This is a genomic window from Pseudomonas jinjuensis, assembly GCF_900103845.1.
In the GTDB taxonomy this organism is placed as follows: Bacteria; Pseudomonadota; Gammaproteobacteria; order Pseudomonadales; family Pseudomonadaceae; genus Pseudomonas; species Pseudomonas jinjuensis.
This window is the reverse complement of record NZ_FNIJ01000013.1, coordinates 30,276-43,587: the sequence shown is the minus strand read 5'-3', so window position 1 is coordinate 43,587 and position 13,312 is coordinate 30,276. Positions and strand designations below refer to the sequence as shown.

The following is a 13,312-nucleotide window of genomic DNA, read 5'->3' as shown; positions in this document are numbered from 1 at the left end:
CGCTTCCGGATACGGCTTCCATCTTCACCACCCTCGCCAATGCTTCACTACGAATCCACCCTCGCCAATCCCGGCACCGCCTGCTTCGCCTTGCCCTTGCGGCTGTCGAGCAGCCCCAGGCAGACGATCACCGTGGTCAGCATGCCGGTGGCGAGGACTTCCGCGCGGTGGTCCGGCATCGCCAGCATGATGCCCAGCACCGCCAGGATGAACAGGATCACCAGCCAGGTCAGCCAGGGATACAGCCACATGCTGAATTCCAGCGGCTTGCCGGTGGCGACCAGTTGCCGGCGCATGCGCAGCTGGGAGACGGCGATCACCAGGTACACCAGCAGGGCGACGGCGCCGGAGCTGGCGAGGAGGAAGGCGAAGACCTTCTCCGGGGCGAAGTAGTTGATGATGGTGGTGAGGAAGCCCACCGCGGTGCTGGCCATCACGGCCGCGTAGGGCACCGCCTTGGGCGAGGTCTTCTGCAGGAAGCGCGGGCCGTCGCCGCGCCGGCTGAGCGAGTAGACCATCCGCGAAGCGGTGTAGATCGCCGAGTTCAGGCAGCTGGCCACGGCGACCAGTACCACGACGTCGACGATCAGCTTGGCGTAGGGGATGTTCATGATCTCCAGGGCGCGCTGGTAGGAGCCCACCTCGGCGAGCAGCGGGTCGTTCCACGGCACGATGGAGACGATCAGGAAGATCGACACGATGTAGAAGATGCCCATCCGCCAGACCACCGAGTTGGTCGCGCGGGTGATCTGCTTCGCCGGGTTCTTCGATTCGGCGGCGGCGATGGTGACGATCTCCGTGCCCATGAAGCTGAACACCGTGGTCAGCAGCGCGCCGAGCACCGCGCTGAAACCGTTGGGCATGAAGCCGCCGTGTTCCTGGGTGAGCCGCATCAGGCCGCTGACCTCGTGGCCGGGCAGGCCGCCGGTGAGGGCGAAGACGCCGAGGACGATGAAGCCGATCACCGCGATGACCTTGAGCAGGGCGAACCAGAACTCGAACTCGCCGTAGCGCGCCACGCTGAACAGGTTGGTCGCGGTGAGCAGCGCGGTGACCGCCAGGGCGAACTGCCAGGTCGCCACCGCCGGGAACCAGGCGTTGAGGATGGCCGCGGCGGCCACCGCTTCCAGCGGGATCACCAGCACCCAGAACCACCAGTACAGCCAGCCGATGGAGAATCCCGCCCAGCGGCCGATGGCCCGTTCCGCATAGGTGGAGAAGGAGCCGGTATCGGGCGCGGCGACCGCCATCTCGCCGAGCATGCGCATCACCAGCACCACCAGCGTGCCGGAGATCAGGTAGGCCAGGATCGCCGCCGGGCCTGCGGAGGCGATGGCGTGGCCGGAGCCGACGAACAGGCCGGCGCCGATGGCCCCGGCGATGGACAGCATGGTGACGTGGCGTTGCTTGAGCTCGGCGGCGAGTGCCGGGCCGCCGCTGGAAACGGGTGTGGACATGGTGGTTACCCTCGGAATTCTTGTTGGACCGGGTTACTGGCGGAGCGGGCGCGAAGGGATCAGGACGACTTGGCGAATGCCTCCTGCACGGCGGCGGCGATGCCTTCGGTGCACACCTGCAGGATCAGTTCGCCCTTCTCGCGACTGGCGTCCCTGGCCGAGGAGAGGGTGCCGCAGGCCGGCGTGCGTTCGGGGATGACCGGGAACACGTCGTAGGGCGGGAAGGTCGCCGGCGGGTGGTCGACCACCTTGTCCATGTCCACCAGGTTCGGGTAGAGGGCCAGCATCAGCGACGTTTCGAAGACCCCGCCGTGCTCGATGTCCCAGCCGAGGAAACCGTCCGGATACAGCGCCTCGATCACCGCCGGGTCGCGCACGAAGTCCCAGTAGGACAGCACCACCACGCGGAAATCGGTGATCCCGGCGTAGCGCAGTTCGCGCAGGGCGAGGTCGATGCCCTCGACGATGAACATGGAGTTCTCGTAGTGCCCGTTCATCAGCACCAGCCGGCGGGCGCCGTGGCGCGCCAGTTCGCGGATGATGTCCTGCACGGTGCCGGTCAGGGTCGCGCCGTCGAGGCTGGTGGTGCCGGGGAAATGGTTGCCGCCGCCGGATTTCTGCTGCGACTTGTAGCCGTACTGCAGGCCCGGCAGCACCAGCGCGCCGATGCGTTCGGCGACCCGCTGGCAGACCGCCGTCGGCAGCAGCACGTCGACGTTCATGCACATGTGGTGGCCGTGCTGCTCCAGCGCGCCGACCGGCAGCAGCATCACGCAGTCACCCTGGGCGACCCTGGCTGCGTATTCCTTCCAGGTCAGCTCGCCGACGAAAACACTCTTGCTCATCGATTTCTCTCCAACAGTTCCACGTCCCGGCCGGAGCCGGGTGTTCGTTCACTCGCCGCGCAGGATCAGCGCACTGGCGCTGTCCCAGCCGGCGAAAATCTTCTGTCCGCTCTCCAGGCCGAGGCTGTCGTATTCGGCATGGGGTTTCTGCACCTGCAGTTCGAGACCGCTGGCGCTTTCCAGGTGGATGTTCACCATCGAGCCGATGAATTCCTCGCCGACCACCCGGCATTCCAGGCGATTGGGCAGGGCCGCGCGGTCGCCGAGCTGGATCTGGTCGGCGCCCAGGCAGACGCTCACCGGCTCGCCGGCGGCCACCCTGCGGTCCCGCGGCGGCCGCGCGAGGAAGGCGCCGTGTTCGGATTCGATGCGTACCTGCCCGGATTCGTCGAAGCCGGCGACGCTGCCGCCGAGGATGTTCTTGCCGCCGACGAACTCTGCGACGAAGCGGTTGTGCGGCTCGCGGAACACGTCCTGCGGCGTGCCGACCTGCTCGATGCGGCCGCGGCTCATGATCACCACGCGGTCGGCCATGGCGAAGGCTTCCGACTGGCTGTGGGTGACATAGACGAAGGTGATGCCGAGGTCCTTCTGCAGCTCGGTCAGCACGCCCTGCATGCGCACGCTGAGGTGCGCGTCGAGGGCGCTCAGCGGTTCGTCGAGCAGCAGGATCGGCGGCTCGGTGACCAGCGAGCGGGCCAGGGCCACGCGCTGGCGCTGGCCGCCGGACAGCTGGGCGATATCGCGGCTGGCGAACTCCGCCAGGCCCAGGCGTTCCAGCCAGTGCAGCGCCTTCTTGCGCCGCTCGGCCCTGGCCATGCCGCGCATCTTCAGGCCGAACTCGACGTTCTCCAGCACACTGAGGAAGGGGAACAGCGCCAGGTTCTGCCACACCAGCGGGGTGTCGCGCTCCCAGGAACGGAGGTCGTTGATGCGCTCGCCGTTCAGGCGGATCTCGCCCTCGCTGGGTTTCTCCAGCCCGGCGAGCATGCGCAGCGTGGTGGTCTTGCCACAGCCGCTGGAGCCCATGATGGCGACGAACTCGCCGCGGTGGATCTCCAGGTTCATGCGCTCCACGGCGACGAACTCGCCGAAGTGCTTGACCACGTTATCGAACACGACCAGCGGTTGACTCATGTCGGTTACCTGCGATTCGAATGGTTGGGCTCAGGCCGGCTTGCGCCGGCGCATCAGAAGCAGTTGCGCGAGGATCACCAGCAGCATGCTGGTGACGAACACCAGCGAGCCGATGGCGTTGATGGTCGGGCTCACCTGGCCCTGCAGGGTGTTGAGGATGCGCACCGGCACCGTCTCGTTGAGGCCGGAGACGAACCAGGCGACGGCGAACTCGTCGAACGACACCGCCATGGTCACCAGCAGCGCGGCGAAGATGCTCGGCGCGGTGAACGGCAGGATCACGTGGCGCATGGCCTTCCACTGGCTGGCGCCGAGGTTCCAGGCGGCCGCTTCGAGGATCGGGTCCATCTGCGCCAGGCGCATGCGGATCACCGCCATGGCGAAGGGCGCGCACATCACGATGTGGGCGATCATCACCGCGTGGATTTCCCCGGACAGCCCGACCCGCGAGAGGAACGCCAGCATTGCCAGGCCCATGATCACCACCGGGATGGTCGGCGGCAGCAGGGCGAGGGCCATGTACACCGGCTTGCCGAAGAAGTGGTAGCGGAAGTCGGTGTAGGCCGCGGTGAAACCGAGGAAGGTCGACACCAGCGACACCACCACCGCCACCTTCAGGCTGTTGCGGAACGCCTGCCACACCGCCGGATCGCCGGCGATGGTCTGGTACCAGTGCAGGCTGAAGCCGCCCAGCGGCAGGGACGGGAAGCGGTCGGCGTTGAAGGAGAACACGAAGCTGCCGAGGATCGGGGTGAACACGAAGAGGAACACCAGGCCCACGTAGCCGCGCAGCAGGAAGTTGATCAGGCGATGCTCGTTCATGCGCGCCTCCGGTAGGCGAAGCGGACCGCGGTGAAGGCCACCAGCAGCAGGGTCGCGATCATCATCGTGGCGATCACCGCCGCGCGCGGCCATTGCTGGCCGGACTTGGTGGTGTCGGCGATCAGGGTGCTGAGGGTCGGCGGCTGGCCGCCGCCCAGGTACAGCGGGCTGACGAAGTCGCCGAAGGTGAGGATGAAGCAGAACAGCGCGGCCACCACGATGCCGACCCGCGCCGACGGCACTATCACCTGCAGCACGGTGCGCAGCCGCCCGCAGCCGAGGTTGTGCGCCGCCTCCACCAGCGAGCGGTCCATGTACATCAGGCTCAGCAGTTGCAGCACCACCACCAGCGGCAGGCACAGGGTGAAGTAGCCGACGAAGGTGCCGAAGCCGCTGTTCAGCATCGGCAGCGTGCCGATGCCCAACTGGCCGAGCAGCGCGTTGAAGATGCCGTTGTCGGCGAGGAACACCTGCCAGGAGTAGGTGCGCACCAGGTAGCTGGTGAAGAACGGCGTGATCAGCAGCAGAATCGCCAGCTGCCGGGCCGAGGCGCGGAACTTGAAGGCGATGGCGTAGGCGCAGGGGAAGGCCACCAGGCTGACCAGCAGCGTCGCCCCGGCGGCCATCGCCAGGGTGTGCGCGTAGGCATCCCAGAAGTAGCCGCGGCTGAGCACGTAGCTCCAGTTCAGCCACTCGAATGCCGGCAGCATGCGGAAGTTGCGCACCACCCAGAAGCTGATGGTGACCAGGAATACCAGCGGGAAGACGAAGAACGCCAGTTGCCAGAACAGCATCGGCAGCGAGAAGCCGAGGGCGTACCACGGCCCCTGGCTGCGCCTGCGCGGCTGAGCGCTGTCGAGATCGACCACCGGCGGAGCGATTTGCAGCTTGCGTGAGGTCATTGCCACGGCCTCCTCAGGCGCCCTTGTATTCCGACCAGAAGTCGTTCCACTCCTCCAGCCCCTGCTGCACCGGCAGTTGGCGATACTGGATGCGGCCCTCGCGGATGTCGTCCATCACGTTGCGCTGGCCGAGCAGCATGCCCTGGCGCTTCGCCTCGGTCGGATCGACCTGGTTGAGCAGCGCCCAGCCGCGCTGGCTGGGAATCAGCGCGGGGTAGGCGAGCATCCGCGCCGACTTCACCTGGCCCTCCGGCGAGGTGATGTACTGGATGAACTTCTTCGCCAGCTCCGGGCTGCGGGCCTTGCGGGCGATGCAGTAGGACTCGGTCCACTGCAGGCCGCCTTCCTCCGGCACCACCGTCCTGACCGGCGCCCCGGAGCGCTCCAGCACGCCGGTGATCCAGTCGCCGATGCCGCACATGGCATGGACCTGGCCGTTCTTCAGCGAGGAGAAGGTGCCGCCGTAGTCGAAGAAGCCGCCGATCTGCGGGCGCAGGCTCATCAGGCGCTGCTGCACGTCCTTCCAGTGCGCGGCGTCGATGTCGTAGGGCGGCTTGTTGCCGTTGTACAGGCTGATCTGCCCGAGGTTCGGCAGGTGCCAGTCGAAGTGCCCGACCTTGCCCTTCAGGCCGTCGTCCCAGAACAGCTTGTAGCTGCGTACCTTCGATTCCGGCACCAGCTGGGTGTTGTAGGCGATGCCGAGGAAGCCGAAGCGGATCAGCACCGAATACAGCTCGTTGCCTTCCCAGTGGCCGGGGAAATGCTGGAACTCGGGGAAGAAGTCGTCGAAGGGATAGTCGGAGGGGTCGAGGCGCTCGATGTAGTCGGCCGCCTTGAGCTGCTGCACGTATTCGGCGTCGGAAAGGATCAGGTCGAAGGTGCCGGGCGGGGATTGGGAAATCAGCCCGAGCATGTTGTCGCCGCCGGTGTAGTACTTGGCGCGGACCTTCACGCCGTGCTGGCGCTCGAAGTCGGCGACGATGTCCGGCTCCGCGTGGCCGGCCCAGGCGAGGATCACCAGCTCCTTTTCCGCGGCATTGGCGCTGCGCATGGGCAGCACGCTGGACAGCGCGGCGCCGCTGGCGAGGATGCCGCTGCCGATGAGGAAATCGCGTCGTGACAGGTCGGTACGGTTCTTCATTGTTGTTCTCCCCTGCGGTATGGAAAGTGCTGTTGCCGTTGTTCCTGGCCTTCCTCTGTCGTGCGTTTGTTCCTGGCGTGCGTGTAGAGAGCCCGCCAGGCGTCCGGCATGGCAGGCGTATCAATGGATCGGTGGGTTCTGGCGTCGGGAACCAGTGCTGGCGAACGGCGCTGCGGGCGGCAGACGGTCTTCTGTTGATGGCCATTGCAGCAAAAGCGGCCGTGTCGTTTTTGTCTGAATCCGACCCGAAGTTGGCAGGATTCAAGGGGGTTCCCGGTGGAAGCGCCGCCGCTCAGTCTTCCATCGGCCTATGCGCCGTCTCCCTCACGCAGAGCATCGCCAGCAGCGCCACCGCCGCCGCGCCGACCAGCAGCCAGGCCGGGGCGAGCTTGTCGCCGGTGACGCTGATCAGCCAGGTGGCGATGAAGGGCGCGGTGCCGCCGAACAGGGCGTTGGCGGTGTTGAAGCTGAAGGCGAAGCCGCTGTAGCGCACGCGGGTCGGGAAGATCTCGGCGAGGAAGCAGGGCAGGGTGCCGTCGTTCATCGCCAGCATCAGGCCAAAGCCGATCTGGATCAGCAGGATGACCGCGAACGCCTTGTCGCCGATGGCCTGGAACAGCGGCACGGTGAGCGCCAGGAACAGCAGCGAGGCGGCCACCAGCATGGTCTTGCGGCCGAAGCGGTCGGACAGCCGGCCCATCAGGAAGATGAAGCCGATGTAGGTCGCCAGCGACACGGTGGAAGCGAGGAAGGAGTCGCTCTCGCTCATGCCCATCTCGGCCGACAGGTAGGTCGGCATGTAGCTGAGCAGCAGGTAGAAGGCCACCGCGTTGAGGCAGGTGACGCCGATGGCGATCATGATCTGCTTGCGGTACTGGCCGAACAGCAGCTGCATCGGCACCTTGTGCTCGCCGCCCTTCTTCTCCATCGCCTCTTCCATCTCGCGGAATTTCGGCGTGTCGGCCAGGTGCAGGCGGATGTAGCGGCCGATCAGCCCCAGCGGCGCGGCGAGCAGGAACGGCAGGCGCCAGCCCCATTCGTGCAGCGCCTCGCTGTCGAGGTGCGCGTACAGCTGCGCGGCGAACAGCGAGCCGAACAGCAGCCCGGCGGCGGTGCTCGCCGGCACCAGGCAGGTGTAGAAGCCGCGCTTGTTTTCCGGTGCGTACTCGGCGAGGAAGGCCGCCGCGCCGGCGTACTCGCCGGAGGCGGAGAAGCCCTGCACCAGGCGGATCACCAGCAGCAGCGCCGGGGCGGCCAGGCCGACCTGGGCGTAGGTGGGCAGCAGGGCGATGCAGAAGGTCGCGCCGGACATGATCAGGATCGACAGCGAGAGGGCGTTGCGCCGGCCGAAGCGGTCGCCGATATGGCCCCAGACGATGCCGCCGATGGGGCGGACGATGAACGACAGGGCGAACACCGCGAAGGCGGCGAGCAGGCCTGAGGTCTTGTCGGTCTGCGGGAAGAACACCACGGCGATGACCGCGGCGAGGTAGCCGTAGGCGGCGTAGTCGAACCACTCGACGAAGTTGCCCATGAAGGCGGCGGAAGCGGCCCTGCGCAGGACGCGGCGTTCCTCGGTGATGGCGGTCATGGACGCCTGGCCGTAGGCCACGGGTTGCTGGGACAGGCTCATTGCGCACCTCCGAGGCAGCGTTCTGCCCGGTGTGCCTGTGCCTCAGTGTAGTGACCGGGTGTGCTGTTGTCGGAGCAGCCGGTGTCGGCAGCGCCGCTGGCGCCGTGCGGGAAGGTGACCATTGCCCATACCTCTGTTTTTATCGAAATGGTGTGTCGGCAGCGGGAAGATCGAGGGCCGCGTGGATATGTCGGGGCGCGGCGTGGTTGTAATCGGTCATGGCACCGCCGGTGGCGGTGGTGGGGATATCTCCAATGAAATGAGCCGCACGCGGCAAGGCGTGCGGCTCGTGGCGGTCACTTGCGGATGATGTTGCGCTCCGGCCCGTAGGGGAACCGGGTGATGTTCTCCGCGCCGTCCTCGGTGACGATGAGGATGTCGTGTTCGCGGTAGCCGCCGGCGCCCGGCAGGCCTTCCGGCAGCATGATCATCGGCTCCATCGACACCACCATGCCCGGCTCCAGCACGGTATCGATGTCCTCGCGCAGCTCCAGCCCGGCCTCGCGGCCGTAGTAGTGGCTGAGGGTGCCGAAGGAGTGGCCGTAGCCGAAGGTGCGGTACTGCAGCACGTCATGCTTGAGGAAGATCTCGTTCAGCTCGCGGGCGATGTCGCTGCAGCGTGCGCCCGGCTTGATCAGCTCGAGGCCGGCCTCGTGCACCTCGACGTTGATCTGCCACAGGCGCAGGTGCTCGTCGGAGCAGTGGTCGAGGAACAGCGTGCGTTCCAGCGCGGTGTAGTAGCCGGCGATCATCGGGAAGCAGTTCAGGCTGAGGATGTCGCCCTTGTTCACCTTGCGGGTGGTCACCGGGTTGTGCGCGCCGTCGGTGTTGATGCCGGACTGGAACCAGGTCCAGGTGTCCATCAGCTCGACGTTGGGGAAGGTTTTGGCGATCTCGCGGACCATCGCCTGGGTGGCGTGCAGCGCGACTTCGTATTCCGGCACCTGGTCATGCAGCGCCTCGACGATGGCCGCCCCGCCGATATCGGCGACGCGTGCGCCGTGGCGGATGATCGCGTGTTCCTCGGCGGACTTGATCATGCGCATGCGCATGCACGGCGCGGCGATGTCGACCAGCTCGGCGTTGGGGTAGCGCGCGGCCAGCTTGTCGCGGTTCTGCAGGTTCAGGTGGTCGAACTCGATGCCGATGCGCCCGGCCTTCGGCAGCGCCTGCTGGATGGCGACGAAGTAGTTGTCGCGCTGCCAGTCGGTGTAGACGATGTTGTCCGTGCCCACGGTGCGGCGCCACGGCTGGCCGCCGTCGATGTTGGCGCTGATGGTCACCGCGTCTTCCTGGGTCACCACCAGGGCGTAGGGGCGGCCGAAGGAGCAGTAGAGGAAGTCGGAGTAGTAGTTGATGTTGTGGTACGAGGTGAACACCGCAGCGTCGATATTGGCCTGCGCCATGTAGGCGCGCAGCTTGGCCTGGCGGTTGGCGTACTCCTGGGCGGAGAAGGTCGGCTGGACTTTCTGGCCGTTGCGGATCCTGAGCGTCTGGGGCATTTGCATCGCGTGCATCCTCGATCGTTCTTGTCGATCGACGCGCCGGGAGTGGCGTGTCGTTGGATGCATTGCAACAGAAGGCCCTGGCGGTTTTTTGCACGTTTCCGACCTGAAGTTGGACGGATCCGCTGCGGTGATGGGGGCGCCGATAGCCAGGGCTCACGTGGATCAACTCCATCGATCCACCGTGCGGAGCATCCGGCGCGGGGATGGTGGATGGAAGAGCCCGAGCGACGGACATCCTGTAGGAGTGGGCCATGCCCGCGACCGATCGCGCGCTCAGGCGCGCTCCTACTCCTCCGCCTCGGAAGAACTGCACACCCCGTTCGCCCCGCCCTTGCCGGTGTACGAAACCGTGGCCGTTCCGTCGTCCTCGAGGGAAATCGAGATGGTCACGCCGCCGCCCCTGGCCTCGTAGTACTTGTCGTTGAACTTCTTCACCTTGGCTTCCTTGCCATTGACGAACACCGACTCGCCTTCGGCATGCACGGCGATATTGCCGGGGCAGTCATAGTCGAGCAGGGGGAGGCCCTCGGCATGGGCGGCAGCGCTGGCGGTCAGAAGGATTGCGACAAGGAAGGGGCGGTACATGAAGAGGCTCCGGGGAAGAGGGCGATACCCGGAAAGCGTAGTCGCTGCACCACTTCATCGTTCCCGCGCCCGCTCCTGCGGGAACCTTGCCTTGTAGGAGCGACTGTCTCGCACCATGGCCAATCGCTGGTGTAGGGCGCATGAAGCGGAACGCTTCATCCGCCGTTGGGGCCGTGCCGATGTGGTGGCGGATAACGCTGGCGCGTTATGCGCCCTACCCGGACATGCCAGCGAAACGGTGTAAGCGGGCCATGCCCGCGACCGCATCGGCACGAGACCCCGGCGCAGCATTGTCATCACAGCGCGTAGGGCGGGTGCAGCCCGCCGCGTTGGCCGGCGCGGATAAAAAACAGGCCCGGAACGTGCTGCCGACACGTGCGGGCCTGAAGTGGTGTCGAATCGTCGGTGTTTCAGTGCAGCTGTGCCGCCTGTCCGTATCTCAGCGCCGTGCCCACCTCGCCGGCCAGCTTCTCGCCGTCGTGCCGGGCGATCAGGCGCAGCAGCGCTTCGAGGATGTTCGCCCCCTGGGTGTGGTCCGCCGGGCGGCTGCCGGTGGCGTCGCAGAGGATCAGCAGGTCGGCCGTGGGCGCGGTCTGCAGGGCGCCGTCCGGGGTGACGCGCATGCCGTTGCTGGCGCGTACCGGAGCGCTGTCGCGGGACCGGGTCGACCAGCGGAACAGCGCGCGGCCGGCAATCTGGTTGGCCATCCGCAGCCATTCCGTGGTGCGGGCGAAGGCGAACAGGTCGAAGTACTCCTGCAGGAGCAGCTCGACGGCGACCGGAGTGCGTTCGAAGTGGCTCATGGTGTTCTCCCTGACTTGCGACGCTGCCGACCACCTGCTGACAGCGAACCTGGAAGGGATTCTGCGCAACGCGGGCGGGAAAAAGCTGTCCATTGCCGACCCGAAAATGTTCCTGGCCACCATCCGGGGCATGCCCAGTCGCCGCCGCAGCGGCTAGACTGCGCCTCTTCGACTCGCGAGGACGCCATGAACCGTTCCCTGATCAGCCTTTCCGCGCTGCTGCTGGCCGCCACCCTGGCCGGCTGCGGCGATGAATCCAAGCCGGCCAAGGTCGCCGAACCGACCGCCACCGAAACCGCCGCCGCGCCGGCCGATCCCTGCGCCGACAGCACCCTGGCCAAGGCCCTGCCGCCGGAGAGCAGCATCAACGGCTATGCCTTCGTTTCGCGCAGCTGCGCCTACAACACTGCCAGCGCCATCTACGGCAAGGCCGATGGCAGCCAGCATCTGGAAATCAGCCTGACCGACACCGGCCTGCCGGCGCCGGCCGGCAGCGAGCAGAGCGGCATGGCCGACAGCTACCTGGAAACCCAGACCCGCGTCCGCGACATGACCCGGCAGAACGTCGCCCTGCTGCAGTCCGCCCGCGAGAAGGCGCTGCAGAACGGCACCGCCGGGCAGTTCGGCGGCGAGGCCTTCCTGCCGCTGATCGAGACCGCCGGCTCCGGCGAGCAGTTGGCGATCACCGTCGCCCCGGCCGACGAGGCGGGCGGCGCCAACCTCACCGGGCTGCTCAAGGAGCGCTACGTGCTCAACCTGCTGAGCAGCGACCAGCCGTTCGGCAAGGACGCGGCGGCGGCGCGCAAGCTGCTGATGCCGTTCGTCGAGCAGATGCGGATCGGCGAGCTGCGCTGAGTCGACGGCCACCGCAATGATGTCGCCTGCGTGATCGCGACTGCCGCCCCTGGCGCTCGCGATTTCGCTACGCTGCTTGCTGGATTTACCTGTTCCAGAGGCAGCCTTCATGACCGACGACACCCAACAGTTCGCCAGCGACAACTATTCCGGCATCTGCCCGGAAGCCTGGGCGGCGATGGCCGAGGCCAACCACGGCCACGAGCGCGCCTACGGCGAGGACCAGTGGACCGCCCGCGCGTCCGACTATTTCCGCGACCTGTTCGAAACCGACTGCGAAGTGTTCTTCGCCTTCAACGGCACCGCCGCCAACTCCCTGGCCCTGGCCTCGCTGTGCCAGAGCTACCACAGCGTGATCTGCGCCGAGACCGCCCACGTCGAGACCGACGAGTGCGGCGCGCCGGAATTCTTCTCCAACGGCTCCAAGCTGCTGCTGGCGCGTACCGACGAGCAGGGCAAGCTGACCCCGCAGGCGATCCGCGAGATCGCCCTCAAGCGCCAGGACATCCACTATCCCAAGGCGCGGGTGGTCACCCTCACCCAGGCCACCGAGGTCGGCACCGTCTACCGCCCGGATGAGCTGCGCGCGATCAGCGAGACCTGTGGCGAACTCGGGCTGCACCTGCACATGGACGGCGCGCGCTTCTCCAACGCCTGCGCCTTCCTCGGCGCGTCGCCGGCCGAGCTGACCTGGAAGGCCGGCGTCGAGGTGCTGTGCTTCGGCGGCACCAAGAACGGCATGGCGGTGGGCGAGGCGATCCTGTTCTTCAACCGCGAGCTGGCGGAAGGCTTCGACTACCGCTGCAAGCAGGCCGGCCAGCTGGCCTCGAAGATGCGCTACCTCGCCGCGCCCTGGGTCGGCGTGCTGCAGGACGGCGCCTGGCTGCACTACGCCGGCCACGCCAACGCCTGCGCGCGCCTGCTCGCCGAGCGGGTGGCCGACGTGCCGGGAGTGAGCCTGATGTTCCCGGTGGAAGCCAACGGCGTGTTCCTGCAGATGTCCGAACCGGCGCTGGAGGCCCTGCGCCTGCGCGGCTGGCGCTTCTACACCTTCATCGGCGCCGGCGGCGCGCGCTTCATGTGCTCCTGGGACACCAACCTCGCCCGGGTCGAGGAACTGGCGCGGGATATCCGCGAAGTGATGAGCGCCTGAGGTTTTCCACGAAACCTGTTGATGCTCCTGTGCACAGCCGCTCCGGAGGCTGTGCGCAGGCGCCGGAAAGCCGCGTGGATAGTGGCTTGCAAGGAATTGATCAGGCTTTGTCCAGGCGCCTGTGAATTGTCCCCGGATGTTGTTGAGCGTCCTGTTGGGAGTATGTGGATAGACCGCTGCAAGCCAGTGATATTGCGGCTTCCAGCGGTTTGTTCGGAATTTGAGCAGATTTCGCCTGTGGAATAACTCCCTGCACTGCGCCTCTGCCCTGTGGATTTGCCCACATCCGCTGTGGGCGATGGTGCAGGGAAGCTGTGGACAGGCTGTCATCACCTTGCTGCAGGCCACGCCGTACGAGACCTCCTGCTGGTTGATCGCTTTCTGCTCACTCGCCGGTTTATCCCCAACTCCGCCTCCTGTAGGAGCGAGCTTGCTCGCGAAGCTCTTTATTCCTGCCTCGTGCTTTTCCCC

13 protein-coding genes are annotated in these 13,312 nt (G+C 66.6%); 3 read left to right on the top strand and 10 right to left on the bottom strand.

Annotated features, from left to right (window positions below; translation table 11 throughout):
- Positions 1–47 precede the first annotated feature (47 nt).
- The 10 genes from gabP to BLR75_RS18160 form a co-directional block, all read right to left on the bottom strand.
- Positions 48–1,457 (bottom strand): GABA permease, encoded by a 1,410-nt coding sequence (gabP, locus tag BLR75_RS18205; protein WP_084312059.1) that lies wholly within the window; start codon positions 1,455–1,457, stop codon positions 48–50.
- A gap of 59 nt (positions 1,458–1,516) precedes the next feature.
- The gene (locus BLR75_RS18200) at positions 1,517–2,302 is read right to left on the bottom strand and encodes a creatininase (protein ID WP_084312060.1); all 786 of its coding nucleotides are present in this window, start codon (positions 2,300–2,302) and stop codon (positions 1,517–1,519) included.
- A gap of 48 nt (positions 2,303–2,350) precedes the next feature.
- The gene (locus tag BLR75_RS18195) at positions 2,351–3,439 is read right to left on the bottom strand and encodes an ABC transporter ATP-binding protein (RefSeq protein WP_084312061.1); all 1,089 of its coding nucleotides are present in this window, start codon (positions 3,437–3,439) and stop codon (positions 2,351–2,353) included.
- Between the two features lie 30 nt (positions 3,440–3,469).
- Positions 3,470–4,261 (bottom strand): ABC transporter permease, encoded by a 792-nt coding sequence (locus BLR75_RS18190; RefSeq protein WP_084312062.1) that lies wholly within the window; start codon positions 4,259–4,261, stop codon positions 3,470–3,472.
- Complete coding sequence (locus BLR75_RS18185) at positions 4,258–5,163, bottom strand: ABC transporter permease (protein ID WP_084312063.1); 906 nt, start codon at positions 5,161–5,163, stop codon at positions 4,258–4,260. The genes BLR75_RS18190 and BLR75_RS18185 overlap by 4 nt, the downstream gene beginning before the upstream one ends.
- A 13-nt stretch (positions 5,164–5,176) precedes the next feature.
- Positions 5,177–6,304 (bottom strand): polyamine ABC transporter substrate-binding protein, encoded by a 1,128-nt coding sequence (locus BLR75_RS18180; RefSeq protein WP_084312064.1) that lies wholly within the window; start codon positions 6,302–6,304, stop codon positions 5,177–5,179.
- Positions 6,305–6,596: 292 nt separating this feature from the next.
- Positions 6,597–7,937 (bottom strand): MFS transporter, encoded by a 1,341-nt coding sequence (locus tag BLR75_RS18175; protein ID WP_084312065.1) that lies wholly within the window; start codon positions 7,935–7,937, stop codon positions 6,597–6,599.
- 296 nt (positions 7,938–8,233) lie between these two features.
- The gene (locus BLR75_RS18170) at positions 8,234–9,445 is read right to left on the bottom strand and encodes a M24 family metallopeptidase (RefSeq protein ID WP_084312112.1); all 1,212 of its coding nucleotides are present in this window, start codon (positions 9,443–9,445) and stop codon (positions 8,234–8,236) included.
- A gap of 285 nt (positions 9,446–9,730) precedes the next feature.
- Positions 9,731–10,030 (bottom strand): hypothetical protein, encoded by a 300-nt coding sequence (locus BLR75_RS18165; RefSeq protein WP_084312066.1) that lies wholly within the window; start codon positions 10,028–10,030, stop codon positions 9,731–9,733.
- Positions 10,031–10,440: 410 nt separating this feature from the next.
- Complete coding sequence (locus BLR75_RS18160) at positions 10,441–10,833, bottom strand: type 1 glutamine amidotransferase family protein (RefSeq protein WP_084312067.1); 393 nt, start codon at positions 10,831–10,833, stop codon at positions 10,441–10,443.
- Between BLR75_RS18160 and BLR75_RS26785 the strand changes: the two genes are divergently transcribed.
- From BLR75_RS26785 to BLR75_RS18150, 3 genes are all read left to right on the top strand, one after another.
- Positions 10,832–10,990, top strand: a complete 159-nt coding sequence (locus BLR75_RS26785) for a hypothetical protein (RefSeq protein ID WP_169720255.1) — start codon at positions 10,832–10,834, stop codon at positions 10,988–10,990. The genes BLR75_RS18160 and BLR75_RS26785 overlap by 2 nt on opposite strands.
- A 29-nt stretch (positions 10,991–11,019) precedes the next feature.
- Positions 11,020–11,688 carry a hypothetical protein gene (locus BLR75_RS18155; protein WP_084312068.1) on the top strand — a complete coding sequence of 223 codons (669 nt, stop codon included), beginning with the start codon at positions 11,020–11,022 and terminating at the stop codon, positions 11,686–11,688.
- A 109-nt stretch (positions 11,689–11,797) separates the two neighbouring features.
- Positions 11,798–12,841 (top strand): threonine aldolase family protein, encoded by a 1,044-nt coding sequence (locus BLR75_RS18150; RefSeq protein WP_084312069.1) that lies wholly within the window; start codon positions 11,798–11,800, stop codon positions 12,839–12,841.
- Positions 12,842–13,312 lie beyond the last annotated feature (471 nt).

Bases quoted from the DNA above. Each gene is read 5' to 3' on its own strand.
- gabP (WP_084312059.1), bottom strand. From the start codon at position 1,457: ATGTCCACACCCGTTTCCAGCGGCGGCCCGGCACTCGCCGCCGAGCTC.
- BLR75_RS18200 (WP_084312060.1), bottom strand. From the start codon at position 2,302: ATGAGCAAGAGTGTTTTCGTCGGCGAGCTGACCTGGAAGGAATACGCA.
- BLR75_RS18195 (WP_084312061.1), bottom strand. From the start codon at position 3,439: ATGAGTCAACCGCTGGTCGTGTTCGATAACGTGGTCAAGCACTTCGGC.
- BLR75_RS18190 (WP_084312062.1), bottom strand. From the start codon at position 4,261: ATGAACGAGCATCGCCTGATCAACTTCCTGCTGCGCGGCTACGTGGGC.
- BLR75_RS18185 (WP_084312063.1), bottom strand. From the start codon at position 5,163: ATGACCTCACGCAAGCTGCAAATCGCTCCGCCGGTGGTCGATCTCGAC.
- BLR75_RS18180 (WP_084312064.1), bottom strand. From the start codon at position 6,304: ATGAAGAACCGTACCGACCTGTCACGACGCGATTTCCTCATCGGCAGC.
- BLR75_RS18175 (WP_084312065.1), bottom strand. From the start codon at position 7,937: ATGAGCCTGTCCCAGCAACCCGTGGCCTACGGCCAGGCGTCCATGACC.
- BLR75_RS18170 (WP_084312112.1), bottom strand. From the start codon at position 9,445: ATGCAAATGCCCCAGACGCTCAGGATCCGCAACGGCCAGAAAGTCCAG.
- BLR75_RS18165 (WP_084312066.1), bottom strand. From the start codon at position 10,030: ATGTACCGCCCCTTCCTTGTCGCAATCCTTCTGACCGCCAGCGCTGCC.
- BLR75_RS26785 (WP_169720255.1), top strand. From the start codon at position 10,832: ATGGTGTTCTCCCTGACTTGCGACGCTGCCGACCACCTGCTGACAGCG.
- BLR75_RS18160 (WP_084312067.1), bottom strand. From the start codon at position 10,833: ATGAGCCACTTCGAACGCACTCCGGTCGCCGTCGAGCTGCTCCTGCAG.
- BLR75_RS18155 (WP_084312068.1), top strand. From the start codon at position 11,020: ATGAACCGTTCCCTGATCAGCCTTTCCGCGCTGCTGCTGGCCGCCACC.
- BLR75_RS18150 (WP_084312069.1), top strand. From the start codon at position 11,798: ATGACCGACGACACCCAACAGTTCGCCAGCGACAACTATTCCGGCATC.